General features: G+C 54.8%; 14 protein-coding genes. 7 read left to right on the forward strand and 7 right to left on the reverse strand.

The window, feature by feature from the left end; all coding sequences use genetic code 11:
- Nucleotides 1–32 precede the first annotated feature (32 nt).
- The 5 genes from atpD to H7F20_RS01430 all read right to left on the reverse strand — a co-directional run bounded on the left by atpD (nucleotide 33) and on the right by H7F20_RS01430 (nucleotide 9,223).
- Nucleotides 33–1,541 carry a F0F1 ATP synthase subunit beta gene (gene atpD / locus H7F20_RS01410; protein ID WP_185784365.1) on the reverse strand — a complete coding sequence of 503 codons (1,509 nt, stop codon included), beginning with the start codon at nucleotides 1,539–1,541 and terminating at the stop codon, nucleotides 33–35.
- 149 nt (nucleotides 1,542–1,690) lie between these two features.
- Nucleotides 1,691–4,444: a TonB-dependent receptor domain-containing protein gene (locus tag H7F20_RS01415; RefSeq protein WP_185784366.1), complete on the reverse strand. Its 2,754-nt coding sequence runs from the start codon at nucleotides 4,442–4,444 to the stop codon at nucleotides 1,691–1,693.
- A gap of 203 nt (nucleotides 4,445–4,647) precedes the next feature.
- Entirely contained in the window at nucleotides 4,648–6,495 is a 1,848-nt protein-coding gene (gene glmS, locus H7F20_RS01420) for a glutamine--fructose-6-phosphate transaminase (isomerizing) (protein ID WP_185784367.1), read from the reverse strand.
- A 103-nt stretch (nucleotides 6,496–6,598) separates the two neighbouring features.
- Nucleotides 6,599–8,407: a DUF4270 domain-containing protein gene (locus H7F20_RS01425; RefSeq protein WP_185784368.1), complete on the reverse strand. Its 1,809-nt coding sequence runs from the start codon at nucleotides 8,405–8,407 to the stop codon at nucleotides 6,599–6,601.
- A gap of 6 nt (nucleotides 8,408–8,413) precedes the next feature.
- Nucleotides 8,414–9,223: a glycogen/starch synthase gene (locus tag H7F20_RS01430; protein WP_185784369.1), complete on the reverse strand. Its 810-nt coding sequence runs from the start codon at nucleotides 9,221–9,223 to the stop codon at nucleotides 8,414–8,416.
- Between the two features lie 102 nt (nucleotides 9,224–9,325).
- Here H7F20_RS01430 and panC point away from each other — a divergent pair, with 102 nt between their 5' ends.
- The 6 genes from panC to H7F20_RS01460 all read left to right on the forward strand — a co-directional run bounded on the left by panC (nucleotide 9,326) and on the right by H7F20_RS01460 (nucleotide 14,940).
- The gene (gene panC / locus H7F20_RS01435) at nucleotides 9,326–10,174 is read left to right on the forward strand and encodes a pantoate--beta-alanine ligase (RefSeq protein WP_185784370.1); all 849 of its coding nucleotides are present in this window, start codon (nucleotides 9,326–9,328) and stop codon (nucleotides 10,172–10,174) included.
- A 13-nt stretch (nucleotides 10,175–10,187) separates the two neighbouring features.
- Nucleotides 10,188–10,538: an aspartate 1-decarboxylase gene (gene panD, locus H7F20_RS01440; protein ID WP_185784371.1), complete on the forward strand. Its 351-nt coding sequence runs from the start codon at nucleotides 10,188–10,190 to the stop codon at nucleotides 10,536–10,538.
- A 2-nt stretch (nucleotides 10,539–10,540) separates the two neighbouring features.
- Nucleotides 10,541–11,506 carry a lysylphosphatidylglycerol synthase transmembrane domain-containing protein gene (locus H7F20_RS01445; protein ID WP_185784372.1) on the forward strand — a complete coding sequence of 322 codons (966 nt, stop codon included), beginning with the start codon at nucleotides 10,541–10,543 and terminating at the stop codon, nucleotides 11,504–11,506.
- A gap of 22 nt (nucleotides 11,507–11,528) precedes the next feature.
- Nucleotides 11,529–12,674: an alpha/beta hydrolase gene (locus tag H7F20_RS01450; protein ID WP_185784373.1), complete on the forward strand. Its 1,146-nt coding sequence runs from the start codon at nucleotides 11,529–11,531 to the stop codon at nucleotides 12,672–12,674.
- 71 nt (nucleotides 12,675–12,745) lie between these two features.
- Nucleotides 12,746–14,104, forward strand: coding sequence for a DNA repair protein RadA (gene radA / locus H7F20_RS01455; protein ID WP_185784374.1), 1,359 nt, complete (start codon nucleotides 12,746–12,748; stop codon nucleotides 14,102–14,104).
- Between the two features lie 149 nt (nucleotides 14,105–14,253).
- Nucleotides 14,254–14,940: a hypothetical protein gene (locus tag H7F20_RS01460; RefSeq protein WP_185784375.1), complete on the forward strand. Its 687-nt coding sequence runs from the start codon at nucleotides 14,254–14,256 to the stop codon at nucleotides 14,938–14,940.
- A 120-nt stretch (nucleotides 14,941–15,060) separates the two neighbouring features.
- On the opposite strand, the gene H7F20_RS01465 is transcribed toward H7F20_RS01460, so the two are convergent.
- On the reverse strand, nucleotides 15,061–16,101 hold the full coding sequence (locus H7F20_RS01465; RefSeq protein ID WP_185784376.1) for an NADP(H)-dependent aldo-keto reductase: 1,041 nt from the start codon (nucleotides 16,099–16,101) through the stop codon (nucleotides 15,061–15,063).
- Between the two features lie 21 nt (nucleotides 16,102–16,122).
- Entirely contained in the window at nucleotides 16,123–16,887 is a 765-nt protein-coding gene (locus tag H7F20_RS01470; protein WP_185784377.1) for an exodeoxyribonuclease III, read from the reverse strand.
- Between the two features lie 133 nt (nucleotides 16,888–17,020).
- Between H7F20_RS01470 and H7F20_RS01475 the strand changes: the two genes are divergently transcribed.
- Nucleotides 17,021–17,542, forward strand: a complete 522-nt coding sequence (locus H7F20_RS01475) for a hypothetical protein (protein WP_185784378.1) — start codon at nucleotides 17,021–17,023, stop codon at nucleotides 17,540–17,542.
- Nucleotides 17,543–17,591 lie beyond the last annotated feature (49 nt).

Consider the following 17,591-nt stretch of genomic DNA (forward strand, 5'->3'; position numbering starts at 1 on the left):
ATGTTCGGCCTGTCGGGCCTCAATTTTACTTATCAGGCTTCGGCCAGCATCTTCTCGCCGGCTTCAATCGCCTCTTCAATGGTTCCCTTCAGGTTGAAGGCAGCTTCCGGCAGGTGGTCGAGTTTTCCGTCCATGATCATGTTGAAGCCTTTGATGGCGTCCTTGATATCGACGAATACCCCTGGGATCCCTGTAAACTGCTCCGCTACGTGGAAGGGCTGGGACAGGAAACGCTGTACCCGCCGGGCACGTGCCACGGCCTGTTTGTCTTCTTCGGAGAGTTCCTCCATCCCGAGGATGGCGATGATATCCTGTAATTCCTTATACCGCTGCAGGAGCTCCTTGACGCGCTGTGCGCACGCATAATGCTCTTTTCCCAGGATTTCGGGGGTGAGGATCCGGGAGGTGGAGTCCAGCGGGTCCACCGCAGGGTAGATCCCCAGCTCGGCAATCTTCCGGGACAATACAGTGTTGGCATCCAGGTGGGCAAAAGTGGTTGCGGGTGCCGGGTCGGTCAAGTCATCCGCAGGTACGTAAACCGCCTGAACCGAAGTAATGGAGCCGCGTTTTGTGGAGGTGATCCGCTCCTGCATGGCACCCATCTCGGTGGCCAGGGTGGGTTGGTATCCCACAGCGGAGGGCATCCGTCCCAGAAGGGCGGAAACCTCGGAACCAGCCTGTGTAAAGCGGAAGATGTTGTCGACGAAGAACAGTACGTCCTTCCCCTGTCCTTCCCCGGCGCCGTCGCGGAAGTATTCGGCAATGGTCAGGCCGGAAAGGGCTACCCGGGCGCGGGCTCCCGGGGGCTCGTTCATCTGTCCGAAGACAAAGGTTGCCTTGGATTCCTTCATGGCTTTCTTGTCCACCTTTTTCAGGTCCCAGCCGCCTTCTTCCATGGAATGGAGGAAGTCGTCGCCGTATTTGATAATACCGGACTCGAGCATTTCGCGCAGCAGGTCGTTCCCCTCACGGGTCCGCTCCCCGACACCGGCAAATACGGAAAGTCCTCCGTGGCCCTTGGCGATGTTGTTAATAAGCTCCTGGATGAGTACGGTTTTCCCGACCCCGGCACCTCCGAAGAGTCCGATCTTTCCTCCTTTGGCATAGGGCTCAATCAGGTCGATCACCTTAATACCGGTAAAGAGGACTTCCGTGGAAGTGGAGAGGTCTTCGAACTTGGGTGACTCCCGGTGGATGGGCAGGCCATCCTTGCCGGCTTTGGGCAGGTTGCCCAGACCGTCGATCGCATCCCCGATCACATTGAACAAACGGCCGTAAACCGCATCCCCGATGGGCATCTGGATAGCGGCCCCGGTGGCCACAGCTTCGACCCCCCGGCTCAAACCGTCCGTAGAGTCCATGGAAATGGTCCGCACGGAGTTTTCGCCTATGTGGGATTGAACCTCCAGTACCAGTACAGAGCCATCCGCCCGCTTGATCTCCAGTGAATCGTAAATTCTGGGGAGTTCCGCCCCGGAGGGAAATTCAACATCGATTACCGGGCCGATAATCTGGGATACTTTACCTGCTTGCTTTGCCATTGCGTTTTATTTATCTACCTGTTAATGTAAGGCGCTGTTTTTTCGGCTGCAAAGATATGCTTTTCCTCCAAAAAAAGGAATGCTGTGGCCCGCTTTTTCCCATAAAAAAAGCGCCGGTCTCCCGGCGCTTCCTAACTGTGCCCCAGTCTTCAGGGGTTAATGGTAATAGCGGCGTAAAATATGGAGCCGACAGCCCCAGCGCCGACAGCGGAGAAATACTCCTGCCCGAGGATGTTGGACCCGCCCACCTTGATGACGGAATCCAGGGACGGGATCGTATAATTCACCTGGGCATCCAGCACGGTATAGGCCGGGATTTGGCCATCTGCAAATGTGGCCTGCCAGAAATAGGTGTCGCTCCAGCGGTAGTTTACGTTAAACCCGAAATTCTTGAAAAGTTCCGTATGTCCAAAGGACGCCTTGACCTTGTGGTTGGGCGAGTTGAAGTTTGACCGGAAATCCGGATTGGCTGCTTGGTCAAATTCCTGTTTCATATAGGTATAATTAACCCCCAGGTCAAAATCGCCCAGAATTTTCATATCCACCCCGATGTTTGCTCCATAGGATTCGATATCCACCAGCGAATTGGTATATGTCTGGTAGGGAGCAACATCCCCGTTCTGAAGGGCAAGGAGCGAAAGTGCCCCATCCCCTGCCTGTCCGTAAAGCGGAACCAACACGGTTGTATTCGAAATAAAATTCTTGTACTGGTTGTAGTACCCATTGATATCGATAGCTACCCGCCCAATTTGGGCACGGTAACCAGCCTCAAAGGCCGTGATCTCCTCAGGCTTGACCAACTGGGTTTCAACCGCCTCAGGCGCCCCTGCATTCACAGAGGCCAGGGAATAAGCGTTTTCGTATGCCGCGCGACCAACCACCTGGGCCGTCTGGGTTCCTGTGAGTGCCTGTCCACTGGCGCTTAGGTCGTAGGTACGGATGTCCCGGTCCAGGTTGTCCGGGGCAGAACCTACCAGCACTGCCGCCCCGGTGTTCAGGCCGATAAACAAGTCCTGGGTGGTCGGGTTACGAAATCCTTTCTGAACCGAAACGCGGATGTTGTGGTTACCCCTGGGTCCCAGGATGCTCAGAAGCGAAAGCCTGGGGGAGAAAAACCCATCAAAAAACTCGTTCTTGTCGTATCGGACGGACCCGGTAAATTTCAGGCGTTCGTCCAGCAGTTTTTTCTGCACCTGCAAGTAGGCGCCATATTCATTGTAGGTAATGGGCCCATCGTAATCCGTAAAGATGGTCCCATTGGAATTCAACTCATATTCCCGGTAAGAACCGCCAATCTGGATTTCAGCAAATTCCGAAGTCAGGTGGCTGAAGTTGTAATTGGCGTCGACGTGCCGGAACTTGGTATTGTCGATAAACTTGGCCCCCGTGGTAAAATTGCCGTCTGCGATCACGGAGTTGAAGGCACTCTGGAATTCAGGAGTACCGGGTAGGAACCGCCCCTGATCAGCTGCCTGCCGGGCCGCAGCGTGGGCAGTGGCTTCGTCGAGTTGCACCCCGGTGCCGATTCCAAGTCGGGCACCTATATAGGTCCGGGCATAATCCCCGAACCAATCGTTATCCGATTTCCAGCGACGATTCACGTTGAGGGCGGCACGAAAGGTGTCATAGGACTTTCCCGAACTTTCTTCAGTCATGTAGGCGCGCAGGAAGAAATTGTTGTTGCGCAGTTCTATCCGGTGTTGCTGCATGATGAAGTCACGAATCGCATATCGGCTGGCGCCCTGGTAAATGGTATTACCCCGACCGATCCGGCCATTGTAGATGAGTTCCAAATCATCCCCAAAGGGCCGGTAGTGTAACGCAAAATCAGTTTTAACGCTTTGAGCGTTATAATTATCGATCAGGTCGGCTTCGTCATAACCTGTCCTCGAAATATTCGCAGATCCCAGGGTCCCGGAAGGAAGTCCTGCCAACACATCAAAATTAAGCGGGATGGTAAAGTCATCCCCGTACACATTCAAGCCGTCATAGGCCGGATTGGAACGGTCTGCACCCGGGTTGCCCAGGTCCACCCTGCTGTTGGCATGCCAGTCCTCCCCCTGCAGGAAAGAAAAGTTTGCCTTGATGGCGAGTTTGTCGTTGAAGGCGTGTGCCGCCCGGATGCCGAAGTCGTAATACGGGTTGGAGCCGGCCGCATCCTGTTGGGTAAAACCTGTTTTGAAATAGGTGCTGATTCCCTGGTAATCAAAGGGGCTTTTACTCGTCATGAAAAGGATCCCGTTGAAGGCGCCGGCACCATAGAGTGCGGAGGACGCTCCGGGCAGGATTTCCACGCTCTGTACCTCCAGCTCGGACATCCCCACCAGGTTCCCCAGCACGAAGTTGAGGCCCGGGGCCGTATTGTCCATCCCGTCTACCAGTTGCATGAACCGCGTGTTGGCAAAGGTGGCAAACCCACGGGTATTTATGGACTGGAAAGTCAGACTGTTCGTATTGATATCCACGCCTTTCAGACTTTGCAAACCATCGTAAAATGAGGCCGCCGACGTGGATGCGATATCCTGCAGGCCATAGCGCTCTACCGTTACGGGAGATTCGAAGATCCGTTCCGGGGTCCTGGAAGCCGATATCACCACTTCATCCAGGAAGGTCTGTGCCTCGGAAATGGTAATGGAAAGGTTCTGCCCGCTGGATTGCACCTGAACGGTTCCTTCGGTATAGCCGATACTGGTTATCCGCAGCATAAAGGGAGGGGTTTCGGAGGTCTCAAGGGAAAAGTTTCCGTCAAAATCCGTAGTGGTCCCGATGGCCTTTCCGACGATCACGATATTCGCCCCGGGAACCGGTTCACCGTTGTCATCCGTCACAGTCCCCGTCACCACGGTTTGCGCATAGGTTCCCATTCCCAGCAGGAGCATGGAAAACAAAAAAAGTGTTCTCATTCGATTAGTTTGATTTAACTGGGTTTTAAGGACAAGATACCAATTTTTTCAAACCCGGAATTAAAATTTGATAAAATTATGCGTGCATAATAATAATATGGCAATTGAAGGGCCCGGGTATTAAAATATCCGGAAAACGCGGCAGCGAGACCCGAATTGCACCAGCTTCTGAAAATGGGGAAATCGATAAGGGAAAAGAGGGGTTATTCCACCGTGACGGACTTTGCCAGGTTCCTCGGCTGGTCCACATTGCAACCGCGCATCACCGCGATATGGTAAGAGAGCAATTGCAGGGGGATGGTGGTCAGCAGGGGGGAGAGGCTTTCGGAACACTCAGGAACCTCGATAACGTGGTCTGCGAGGTCGCGTACCTGCTCGTCCCCTTCGGTTACGACAGCGATGATCTTGCCTTTCCGGGACTTGATCTCCTGGATGTTGCTGACGACTTTTTCGTAGTGCCCCTTTTTGGTGGCGATAACGATTACCGGCATGTGCTCGTCGATCAGGGCGATGGGCCCGTGTTTCATCTCAGCCGCCGGGTAGCCTTCCGCATGGATGTAGCTGATTTCCTTGAGTTTCAGGGCGCCTTCCAGGGCTACCGGGAAGTTATAGCCCCGGCCCAGGTACAGGCAGTTGGCCGCGTCCTTGTAGACATCCGCGATCACCTCGATCAGTGCATTGGATTCCAGTGCCCTGGTTACCTTGGCGGGGATGCCTTCTAGTTCGGAAAGCATTTCATGGAGGCGGGACTCGGAAAGTGTCCCGCTGGCCTTGGCGAGCTTCAGGGCCATCAAAGTCAGAACGGTAATCTGGGTGGTAAAGGCCTTGGTGGAAGCAACCCCGATTTCAGGTCCGGCATGGGTATAGGCCCCGGCATCGGTCTCCCTGGCGATGGAAGACCCCACTACGTTGCAGACGCCGAACACAAAAGCCCCGCGTTCCCTGGCCAGTTTGATGGCGGCCAGGGTATCGGCCGTTTCCCCGGACTGGGAAATTGCAATCACCACGTCCCTGTCGGTGATCACCGGATTGCGGTACCGGAACTCGGAGGCGTACTCCACCTCCACCGGGATCCGGGCCAGGTCCTCAAAAATGTATTCGGCTACCAGCCCCGCATGCCAGGACGTCCCGCAGGCAACCACAATGATGCGGTTCGCATTGAGGAACCGCTCCAGGTTCTGGTCGATTCCCGCCATCCGGATCAGGCCCTGATCGGCCAGCAGCCTCCCCCGGAAGGTGTCCTTGATGGCATGGGGTTGCTCGTAGATTTCCTTGAGCATGAAATGTTCATACCCGCCCTTTTCAATGGCCTCGAGGTTTAACTGGAGTTCCTGGACGAGCGGATAGGCTATGGCGTCGTCCTTGATTTTCCGCAGCTTGATCTCCTTCCCAAGCCGGATCACGGCCATCTCCTCGTCCTCCAGGTAAATCGCGTTGTTGGTATATTCAATAAAGGGGGATGCGTCGGAGGCCACAAAGAATTCGTTGTCCCCTATCCCAATCGCCAGGGGGCTTCCCAATTTGGCGACGACGATCTCATTGGGTTTGGTCCGGTCGAAAACAGCGATGGCATAGGCGCCCACCACCTGGTTCAACGCTATCTGGACGGCCTTGCCCAGTTTCACGCCTTCCTTGCTCTTGACCTCTTCGATCAGGTTGACCAGTACCTCGGTATCCGTTTCGGATTCAAAGGAATAGCCGCGTTTGATCAACTCCTTTTTGACCGCTTCGTAATTCTCGATGATCCCGTTGTGGATAATGACCAGATTGCCGGAATTTGAAAAATGGGGGTGTGCATTGCAATCGTTGGGTACCCCATGGGTAGCCCAGCGGGTGTGGCCGATGCCCAGGTTGCCGGCAAGGGAAATTTCCTTTTCGGAGCGGAGCTTTAAATCCTCGACTTTGCCCTTGGTTTTGGAAAGGTTGATTTGGTCCCCGTCAAAGAGCGCCACCCCGGCACTGTCGTAACCGCGGTATTCCAGCCGTTGCAGCCCTTTCATGATGACCGGGTAGGCGTCCCGGTGACCGATATATCCGACAATTCCGCACATAGAGCTTCAGGTTAGGGATTCAGCACCCCAAAAATAGGATAAATGAGTTACAATCCCGGCCGATAATGGATGAAGAACGGGATTAACCCGCCAAAGGATCACCTCAGGGATCGATTTCCGTATAGCGGATCTCGAGGCGGAGGCGGTTGGCCAGGCCAATTGACGCATCCCCCCCGTAAAGCACCGTGCCCAGCGGGGTAATCGACCCGCTCACAGGGAGTTCTTTCAGGGAGCCGTCGGACGGGGGCACCATCAGTTCCTGGGTGCCCGAAAGCCGCAGGTCCGGGGTCAGGGTGAGGCCCAGGCGCGCGTTGGCCGAATCCCGGATGATGATGTTGTTGATATGCTCGGTGATATTGACCCGGTAACTCATCCCAAGGTCCCCTTCCTTTTCGAGGAATCCGTCGTAATTCTGGTATACCCCGAAGGAGGTCTCCGCCGTGCTGTTCTCGGTAAGGCGATTATAGAGGGGGGCGTTCGTTTCCGAATTATAAACGTACAGGCGGGGCGGCTCCACGGTCCCTCCCGCATTGTCCAGGGTTTCCCGGTCTACATGGAAGACAAGGTAAGCCGCATTGATCAGCCAGTTGTTCTGTTTGATCTCGTTGATGATTTCCCCCCCTCCCAGCTGGTCGAAAAGGTCGAGTTCCGCATAGGTGCCGGCGCCCCCCTTCAGGTATATGCGGGAAGCCGGGTCCTGGGCGACAAGCGCATCCGCAATGGTCGCAGGGTAAGCCTCGCTCAGCTGGGTATTGATGGCATTGCCGGAAATGGCCTGGTTGCCGCCCCCGGTAAGCAGCCGCAGGGTAAATGTGCTTTCCTCCGGATCGGTCTGCCCGGCCTGCCGGTACTGGTAGGATACCTGGAGTTGGGCCCGGGTAAGGTCCAGCAGGATCATCAGTTCCTCGTTCTGGGCAGGGGTCAGGCTCAGGTGCAGCCCACGGAAGAATTCCCGGAAATTCAGGTTGCTTAGGAGTTCCGGGCCACCCTCTTTGTCGATCAGGTTCTCCTGGAAGTAATCCGGGTCCAGGTACACCACGATGCCGGGGGGCAACCGTTCACTCAGCGTAAGGGATTCATCCTCTTCGGTATCCGGGTCGTCCTCGTTGAAAATCAGGGTCTCCTCGTTCGAGATGGTCAGCTGGTCCTCAAACAACACATCGGATACGAAATCAGGGCTGATCTGCTGGTCCGAAAAATAGGGCCTGGAATCCTGGAAGTTGCTTCCGGGGTCCAGGTCACTGAGGAAAAAAGTATTCCGTTCTATCTTGAGCGTAAAGGGCTGATCCCGATTGCCATAGATGCTGTCGAGTTTCCGTACATTCGGGTAGGTGTTGACCGGGGTGGAGGTATCGCTGCCGTCCGGGGTGCCATCCCCGTCGGTATCCGGGTTCAGGGGATTGGTGCCCCCCGCGGTCTCCTGGGCATTTGACAGACCGTCCCCGTCCGAGTCATTGGTGGAGTTGTTCGGTTCCTCATCCAGCTCGTCGATCACCCCATCCGAATCCGAATCGGCTGAATTGTCCAGGAAAAAAGGGAGGAACAGGCGTACCCGGGTGACGGTTTCATTCTCCTGAGTGGCATCCGGGTCCGAATCCTCTTCGGCCTGGGAATAGATGCCGAAAACCGGGTTACCGGAACTGTTGGGGAGGTTCAGCTGTGCGGTGATCCGGGATTCGGTCCGTCCGTATATCGGGTCGTTGAAAACCCCGAGTTGGTAGAGGGGCAGGCGATTGGTGGGTACCGCGTTGATCTGGTGGTTATAGGCAAAGACATCATAGTAGGCCGTTCCGGTGCCAAAGGGTTCCCCCCCGATGACGCCTTCCCCGATGGTCAGCGTTTCCTCTTCGCAGGAAACTGCCGCAATAATCAGGCATATTCCCGCCAAAACGGAAATCAAAAGTCGCTTCATGTAGTTTTAGTTTAAAACTTCGGTATCATAAAAATTCGCATATGCCTCTTCAAATTCCTGCAGGGGAACATAGGGCAATACCGGTTTGTCAAGGTTGGCTACATATTCCTTCAGGTCGTCCGGAATATCTTCGGCGGCTAAGATAACCGCGTCGGAATGATCTACTGCGACTTTTAACAAATTATTGTAGGTGGGCGTGCTCAGGGCTTTTACAGTGTTTTCCCCGTCGATGTCAAAGGCGATTTTCTTGCCGAGTTCCGGGCTCAGGCTCCCTTCGAAACCGACCCCGTAGATAGAGGTGACAATCTTACTGTCCGCAAATAGCGGTTCGTCCGCATAGACCTCGCGGAGGTACAGCGGCAGCAGGGAAGCCATCCATCCGTGGACATGGATGATGTCCGGGGCCCAGTTGAGTTTCTTGACCGTTTCCACCACCCCTTTGGCGAAGAAGATGGCCCGCTCGTCATTGTCCGGAAAAAGCTCCCCGTTTTCGTCCGTGAACGTGGCCTTGCGCTTGAAGTACTCCTCATTGTCGATAAAATAGACCTGAATCCGTTCCTTTGGGATGGAGGCCACCTTGATAATCAGGGGCATATCCATGTCATTGATCACCAGGTTCATTCCGGATAACCGGATCACCTCATGCAGTTGGTGCCTGCGCTCGTTGATATTGCCGTATCTCGGCATGAAGATCCGGATTTGCCCGCCGTTGCTGTTCACCATCCGGGGTGCTTCGTAGGACATCAGGGATACTTCGTTCTCGGGTAGGTAGGGTACTAATTCAGAAGATACAAACAATATCTTTTTACCATTCATAGAGGCGGAATTTTATTCGGAGTGAAAACGTAGCTGCAAAATTACAAAATTTATGCAGAATACCCGTAATTATAGTAAGTTTGCACGCTGTTTTCCACGCCAATGAAGCCTTTAAAAACCAAATCGGAGGTGCGAGATTTTTGCCGGTCGGTCCGCGATTCCGGAAAGTCCCTTGGCCTGGTACCCACCATGGGTGCCCTGCACCGGGGCCACCTGGAAATCGTCAGGCGGTCGCTTTCGGAAAACGACACCACGCTGGTGAGCATTTTTGTCAACCCCACCCAGTTCAACAATGCGCAGGACCTCGAAAAATACCCGCGCACCCTGGAGGGAGACCTCGCAAAACTCCGGGAGGTCGGAGGCGACCTCCGCGTATTTGCTCCGGAGGTGTCGGAGATGTACGGGGATGCGGTTTCCTCGCGGGCTTATGATTTTAAGGGACTGGACCAGGTAATGGAAGGGGCTTTCCGGGAGGGACACTTTAACGGGGTGGGGACCATCGTCGAAGCCCTGCTGCGACTGGTTGGCCCGGACCGGGCCTATTTCGGGGAGAAAGACTACCAGCAATTGCAGATTATCCGGAAACTGGTGGAGATCCGGGATATCCCGGTTGAAATTGTCGGGTGCCCGATTGTCAGGGAAGTGGATGGCCTGGCCATGAGTTCGCGCAATGGACGGCTGACAAAAAGGCTCAGGGAGGAAGCGCCCTTTATCTACCGGACCCTGGAGGAAGCCAAAAGGAGGTTTGGCACGAAAAGTGCTGGAAAAGTAAAGGAATTTGTGGAGGGGGTCTTCGGGGCCCATCCCGATTTTGAACTCGAATATATAGAAATTGCCGGGGATCGGGACCTGAAGCCCGTCCTGCGCAAAAGCAGACATAAAAAATACCGGGCCTTTTTGGCGGCCTACCTCGGAGGGGTACGGCTTATCGACAATCTCGCCCTGAATTAAGTATCTTTGCCGCATGCAAATCCAAGTAGTCAAGTCCAAGATTCACCGGGTCCGGGTGACCGGCGCCGACCTGAATTACATCGGTTCGATCACCATTGATGAAGACCTGATGGACGCTGCCAATATTATACAGGGCGAAAAGGTACAGATCGTCAACAACAACAACGGGGAGCGGCTGGAAACCTACGCCATCCCAGGGCCCAGGGGCAGCGGCGAACTGACCCTGAACGGGGCGGCTGCCCGTCGCGTTGCCGTGGGCGATATCCTCATCCTGATCACCTATGCCTGGATGGAGCTGGAAGAAGCCAAAAAATTCAACCCGGCCCTGGTATTCCCCGACGAGGCTACCAACCTGCTGAACTGATCTTGAAAGCGTCGGCCAAAAAAACGCTGAAGGTTATCCTGCCCATTGCCCTGGGGGTTTTCCTGATCTGGTATTCCTACAACATGACCTCCCCGGAAGACCGGAGGGAAATCGTCCACTACATCCGGGAAGCGGACCTGTTCTGGGTTGTTCTGTCGGTACTGATCGGCATCATAAGCCATATTTCCAGGGCCATCCGGTGGAATTACCTGCTGGAACCCATCGGGTACAAGCCGGCCGTGCGAAACAACATCCTGATCATTCTCATGGCCTACCTCGCCAACCTGGGCATCCCGAGGTCGGGGGAATTCCTGCGCGCCACAGCCCTGGCCACCTATGAGGACGTGCCTTTCCAGAAAGGGTTCGGGACCATCGTGACCGAAAGGGTCATTGACCTGATCATGCTTTTCCTGATCATCCTGCTGGCACTGGCTTCCCAGACCGACATCATCCTTGGCTACCTGGCCGAAAACGGGGTGGGCCTTACGGCCAGTGCGTTGCTCCTGGGCGGGGGGATCCTGGGGCTCTTCATATTCCGTGCCTTCCTGAGGAAGTCCAAATGGGCCTTCGCCCAGAAGTTGCGCGGGTTCGTCCGGGGACTCCTCGAAGGGGTGCTCAGCATTTTCCGCATGAAGCGCAAGTGGGCCTTTTTGGGCCATACGCTGCTGATTTGGGGGGCATATATCGGGATGTTCTGGATCATCAAATACACGGTGCCCGAAACCCTGTCGCTCAGTTTCTGGGAACTGCTGGTCGGGTTTATTGCCGGGGCCTTTGCCATGACGGCCACCCCGGGCGGCCTGGGCCTCTACCCCATCGCAGTGGCCCAGGCGCTCATGCTGTTTGGCATCAGTGCAAATTCGGCAGATGCCTTCGGATGGATCATCTGGATCGCCCAGACCCTGATGGTCGTCTTTTTCGGTGCAATATCTTTCCTACTGCTACCGTTATGGAACAGGGGCAAATAGCCCCCTGCCAAATCGTACCCATATGAAACGCCTGTTGCCGATCCTGCTGGCCCTTGGCACATTCCTGCCCGGTGCCGCCCAGATCAAAAAAGAAATCTTCGAGTCCTTCAAACTCCAGGAACGCCGCGATGTCTCTTATTACATACCGGAATCCTACACCCCGGACAAATCCTACCCGCTTGTCATTGTCCTCGATGCAGACCGCCTCTTCGACCAGGTGGTCGCAACTTCCAGGTACTACAGCAACTTCCAGGGGATGCCGGAAACGCTGATCGTGGGCATCCACCAGGAGGAAAAGGACCTGCGCTGGTACGACTGTGCCTTCGAGGAAACTTCCGGTTTGCCATCCGATAAGGGCAAGCTTTTTTACGAGTTCATCGGCCTGGAAATCATCCCTTACATGGTGAGCGCCTACAATGTGGCCCCTTTCAAGATGTTCGTCGGCTTCGACATCACCGCCAACTTCGGGAACTATTACCTGTTCAAGGAAAATTCCCTGTTCAACGCCTATATCAGCATCTCCCCACTGCTGGCTCCGGAAATGGAGACGCGCGTGCCCGAACGCCTGACCGCGATCCAGCAGCCCATCTTTTACCACCTGATCGCCGAGGGGATTTCCGAAGACGACCCGTCGGGCGTCGACATGCTGAACCGGAACCTGCAGCAGGTAAGCCGTAAAGGCCTCACCTATTACTACGACAAATACGAGGATGCCAATGAGACCTCGGTCGCCACCTACGGGATCGGCAGGGCCTGGGACCGGACCTTCAGCATCTTCCGCCCGATCACCCCGAAGGAATACCGGGAGAAGATCCTCAAATCCAGCGATCCGGTTATCGCCTACCTGCAGGACAAATACCAGACCATAGAAGACCTTTTCGGCTTCAGCCAGCCTGTAGCCCTCAACGACGTGCTGGCCGTGTACGCCGGGATCCGGAAAAAAGAAGACTACGAATCCCTGAAACCCCTTTCGGACCTCTGCAAGGAGGCCTTTCCCCATACGATGCTCGGTTTTTACTTCGAAGGCGAGTACTACGAGCAGCTGGGAGAACCCAAAAAGGCGCTGCGCACCTTCGAGAAAGCCTTCGGTATGGAGGAAATCGATTTCCTGACCAAGGAGATGGCCCTGGAAAAAATGGATGCCCTCAAAGCCGATTTCGGATTCTGAAACTGGCCGGCAGCCCACCTTGGAAATTCGGGTAGGGGGGTCTATCTTTAGCCCTTATTCCCCGGATCCGGATGGCCAAGACCAAAACAGCCTATTTCTGCCAGAACTGCGGCGCGCAATACGCCAAATGGACCGGCCAGTGTCCCTCCTGCAAGGAGTGGAATACCCTGGCCGAGGAACTCCTGCAAAAAACCGATTCCAAAGACTGGAAGGCGCCGGATGCCCCAGCGCGCAGTGCCCGTCCCGTCCGCCTGGGTGAAATCCGGACGGATCGCGAAATGCGGCTCTCAAGCGGCGATCCCGAACTGGACCGGGTCCTGGGGGGCGGCCTGGTGCCCGGGTCCCTCACCCTGATCGGCGGGGAGCCCGGAATTGGCAAGAGTACCCTGATGCTGCAGGTGGCGCTGAAGGTCCCTCTGCGTACGCTCTATGTGTCCGGGGAGGAAAGCGAAAGGCAGATTGCCATGCGCGCCCGGCGGGTAAAACCCGATTCGGATTCCTGTTACATCCTCACCGAAACCAACACCAACCGGATTTTCAAGCAGGTGGCCGCCCTGGAGCCGGAGCTGGTGATCGTGGACTCCATCCAGACCCTGCATTCGGACTACCTCGAGGCGGGGGCCGGCAGCGTTTCCCAGATCCGGGAATGCACGGCAGAACTCATCAAATTTGCCAAGGAGTCCCACACCCCGGTGATCCTCATCGGGCATATCACCAAGGAGGGGAGTATTGCCGGCCCGAAGATCCTGGAGCACATGGTGGACACCGTCCTGCAATTCGAAGGGGACCGCAACCACCTTTTCCGGATCGTGAGGGCTTTGAAAAACCGCTTTGGGAACACTTCGGAGCTGGGTATTTACGAGATGAAGGGCGATGGCCTGCACGGGGTGATCAACCCGTCCGAAATCCTGATTTCCCGCAACGGGGAACCCATGAGCGGGACAGCAGTGGCGGCTACTGTCGAAGGACTCCGGCCCCTGTTGATTGAAATCCAGGCCCTGGTCAGCAGCGCCGTCTATGGTACCCCACAGCGGTCTGCCACCGGTTTTCCTGCCAAACGCCTGAACATGCTGCTGGCCGTACTGGAAAAGCGGGCCGGTTTCAAGCTGGCCGCCAAGGACGTTTTCCTGAACATCACCGGCGGCATACAGGTAGACGACCCAGCCATCGACCTGGCCGTACTGGCAGCCATCCTGTCCAGCAATGCGGACATCCCGGTCCCCAAAGGAGTGTGTTTTGCAGCCGAGATTGGCCTGGCCGGCGAAATCCGCCCGGTACCGCGCATCGACCAGCGGATCGGGGAAGCTTCCAAACTGGGCCTGGAAACCATTTACATCTCCGCCAATGCCAAGGTCTCCCTCAAAACGCCGGGTATCGATGTGCGCAGGGTGGCCAAGGTGGAGGAACTCGTACGGGCGCTGTTCGATTGATATAAAATCAGGTCAGCTCCAAAAAGTACAATCTACTCGTAAAGAACAAAACAATCCAAATCAAGAGCTTAAGTACATTAGATGCCTATGTTTTCGTAGCCTATCGAATATTTTTGCCGGTTTCCTATGGTCATGCCAACTTAGCTACCATGCTTCATCTCAAGGCTTTATATAGCCTACGTTTCCTTGGCATTTTACTTTTAGCAGATATTACTTTGCTGATTATCCATGGCGTAAGGGGTATTTTTTACCCAACAAACACTTTCTTTTCCATTTATGCCGAAATGGGATTGGCTGAACTATTTCAATATTTCAAAGAATTTTCGATCTTCTTTTTGCTAATAATCCATGCTATCAAAAAACGAAGATCGATTTTCTTTTTCTGGGCTTTGCTTTTTGTCTACTTATTACTGGACGACTCATTGGAAATCCATGAAACACTGGGAAACCGAATAGCTGTATTATTTAATTTTCCCACTTTAATCAATCTAGGACCGCAGCACATTGGTGAAGTATTTGTTTCTGGGATCGTAGGATTAATTTTTCTTGTTCTTATTGGGTTAAGTTATAAATACGCAAAACCAATTGACAAGCGTGTTTCCTTTCAACTTGTATTATTAATTTTTCTGCTTGCAATCTTTGGTGTTTTTGTTGATTCTGTTCATGCCGCTGTAAATTGGGGTGGGTCTATTTGGGGAATATTGGAAGATGGTGGAGAGATGATTACCATGAGTCTGATTGTTGCATACGTTTTCGACATGCCAAAAAGCATTGAATTAGTGGATAATTTAATCCACAAACTGAATTGTTTGATTCCTAGAATATTCCGTAAATAACATGGAATGGGTAGCCTTGATAACACTTGATCTAATATTCATTTGCTAATACTTTTTCTAATTCGATCAATAAAGTCATCTTAAAGACAATTCAATCGTAATATTTTAAATTTTAGTTAGTTACGGTGCAGGATTCGGGATGCGGTTGTGTACGCCTTCTATGGCTTCCAGAATTTCCGGGGTGAGGCGGATATCAATACTGTCGATATTTTCCCGGAGCTGTTCCATGGAGGTGGCCCCGATGATATTGCTGGTCAGGAAGGGCCGGCTGTTGACAAAGGCCAGTGCCATCTGGGCCAGGGACAGGCCTTTTGACGCTGCGATCTCCTGGTACGCCCGGGTCGCTTCCACGGCCGTTTCCCCGCTGTAGCGGTTGTAATTCGGGAATAGCGTAATCCGCGCTTTTTCGGGCTTTTTCCCATCCAGGTATTTGCCGCTGAGGGTGCCAAACCCAAGGGGTGAGTACGCCAGCAGGCCCATTCCGGAACGATGGGATATTTCCGAGAGCCCGACCTCGAACAAACGGTTCAGGAGGCTATAGGGGTTCTGGATGGTGAGCATCCTGGGCAGGTTGTGGTGTACCTTGGCTTCCTCAAGGTACCGCATCACCCCCCAGGGGGTTTCGTTGGACAGGCCCACATGCCGGATCTTCCCTTCCCGGATGAGTTCTGCCAGGGTACGCAGGACCAGGTGGATATTGTCTTCCCAGTGGTCCCTGGGGTCCGGGGTATAGCCCCGCTGCCCGAAATAATTCGTGCTGCGCTCCGGCCAGTGGAGTTGGTAAAGGTCGATGTAGTCCGTTTTCAGCCGGGCCAGGCTGGCCTCCACCGCCTCCCGGATCGATTCCGGACGGTACCCCGTGGTCCGGATAAATTTTGTGAACGGTGCCGGGCCGGCAATCTTGGTGGCCAGCACCACCTTGTCCCGGTTCCCGGTCCGGGCAAACCAATTGCCGATGATCATCTCCGTATGGGAATGGTAATCCTTGTGGGCCGGCACCGGATAAAGTTCCGCAGTATCAAAGAAGTTGATCCCCCGGTCCAGGGCGTAATCCATCTGTTCGTGCCCCTCTTCCTCCGTATTTTGCCGGCCCCAGGTCATGGTTCCCAGGCAGATCTTGCTGACTTCAATGTCCGTATGGGGTAATTTGGTGTATTGCATGTGTTTCTGGTGTCTGTTGGATTATTCGCTGAGTTCGAGTAAAATGGGGCAGTGGTCGCTGTGCCTGGCCTCCGGCAGGATGACCGAGCGCGCCAGGCGGTCCTCCAGGGGCCGGCTGACCATGCCGTAATCGAGGCGCCAGCCCTTGTTCTTCTCCCGGGCACCCGCCCGATAGGTCCACCAGGTGTAGTGGTGGGGGTCGGGGTTGAAATGCCGGAAGCTGTCGATAAAACCGCTGTCGATAAAATCCCCGATCCATTCCCGTTCCACCGGGAGGAAACCGGAGACATTCTTGTTCCGCACCGGATCGTGGATGTCAATGGGACGATGGCAGATGTTGTAGTCCCCGCAGATGACCAGATCCGGCAGTTCCTGCTTCAGGCCATCCACATAGTCCCTGAAATCGGCCATATACTGCAATTTGTGGTCAAGACGGGCGATGTTGGTGCCGGAGGGAAGGTACAGGCTCATCACGGATACCCCGCTGAAATCGGCCCGGATATTCCGCCCTTCGCTGTCCATGTAGCCGATCCCAGTGCCACGGACCACCCGGTCGGGTTTCTGACGCGAGAGAATCGCCACGCCGCTGTACCCTTTTTTTTCGGCACTGAACCAGTAATGGTAGGGGTAGCCCGCTTTTTCAAAAAGCTCCAGGTCGAGTTGCTCCTTTTGCGCCTTGATCTCCTGCAGGCAGATCACATCGGGCCCGGCCTTTGCCAGCCAGTCCAGGAAACCTTTCCGGATTGCGGCACGGATACCGTTTACGTTGTAGGACGCGATTTTCAACAGGTTGGTTTTCGCACAAAAATAGGCAATGCAGAGCAGGCGTGGAAACCCGTGCATTTTACCATGGAATCCCTAATTTTATAACCAGTGCCCAACGCTTTGGAATGCTCTTTGCAATTACCTCCCTAAAAAGATGATACGACACTTCTTACCCCTCCTGTTAATGCTCACCGGCAGTTCGCTGTTCGCCCAGGCTTACCCCCCCTTTGGCCCGGATCGGGAAGTGAAGTTCAATGCTGGCCTGTTCCTGGCAACCGGGGGTGCCGAATTGTCCTATGAGCACTACGTCGGGGACGACCTCAGCCTGGGGGGGACGGTCTACTGGGATAACGACCGCTATGACTACAACGGCAACTTCGGCATTGGGCCCAACCTGCGGGCCTATTTCGGCTATGCCCCCCGTTCCGGCTTCTTTGCAGAAGCCTTTGGCCTGTACTTCAAAGGGGAAGAGCGGGTGGATTACCTGCCCGATACCCGGGTCAGTGAACGCTATAATACCTTTGCCCTGGGGCTCGGCGCGGGGAGCAAATGGACCACCCGGTCCCAAAGGTTTACCCTGGAATTCCACGGCGGGGTGGGGCGCAGCCTCAACCCCGAACCCTACCAGGACGAATTCATCTTTCGGGCCGGCCTGAATATCGGGGTGCGGTTCTGATACCATTCAGGCGATCCGCAGCATGGCTTTGCCGGCTGCCTTCGCAGGC

The organism is Robiginitalea sp. SC105, from assembly GCF_014243345.1.
GTDB lineage: Bacteria > Bacteroidota > Bacteroidia > Flavobacteriales > Flavobacteriaceae > Robiginitalea.

Excerpts from the sequence above, each read along its gene's own strand:
- atpD (WP_185784365.1), bottom strand. The coding sequence starts at position 1,541 with ATGGCAAAGCAAGCAGGTAAAGTATCCCAGATTATCGGCCCGGTAATC.
- H7F20_RS01415 (WP_185784366.1), bottom strand. The coding sequence starts at position 4,444 with ATGAGAACACTTTTTTTGTTTTCCATGCTCCTGCTGGGAATGGGAACC.
- glmS (WP_185784367.1), bottom strand. The coding sequence starts at position 6,495 with ATGTGCGGAATTGTCGGATATATCGGTCACCGGGACGCCTACCCGGTC.
- H7F20_RS01425 (WP_185784368.1), bottom strand. The coding sequence starts at position 8,407 with ATGAAGCGACTTTTGATTTCCGTTTTGGCGGGAATATGCCTGATTATT.
- H7F20_RS01430 (WP_185784369.1), bottom strand. The coding sequence starts at position 9,223 with ATGAATGGTAAAAAGATATTGTTTGTATCTTCTGAATTAGTACCCTAC.
- panC (WP_185784370.1), top strand. The coding sequence starts at position 9,326 with ATGAAGCCTTTAAAAACCAAATCGGAGGTGCGAGATTTTTGCCGGTCG.
- panD (WP_185784371.1), top strand. The coding sequence starts at position 10,188 with ATGCAAATCCAAGTAGTCAAGTCCAAGATTCACCGGGTCCGGGTGACC.
- H7F20_RS01450 (WP_185784373.1), top strand. The coding sequence starts at position 11,529 with ATGAAACGCCTGTTGCCGATCCTGCTGGCCCTTGGCACATTCCTGCCC.
- radA (WP_185784374.1), top strand. The coding sequence starts at position 12,746 with ATGGCCAAGACCAAAACAGCCTATTTCTGCCAGAACTGCGGCGCGCAA.
- H7F20_RS01460 (WP_185784375.1), top strand. The coding sequence starts at position 14,254 with ATGCTTCATCTCAAGGCTTTATATAGCCTACGTTTCCTTGGCATTTTA.
- H7F20_RS01465 (WP_185784376.1), bottom strand. The coding sequence starts at position 16,101 with ATGCAATACACCAAATTACCCCATACGGACATTGAAGTCAGCAAGATC.
- H7F20_RS01475 (WP_185784378.1), top strand. The coding sequence starts at position 17,021 with ATGATACGACACTTCTTACCCCTCCTGTTAATGCTCACCGGCAGTTCG.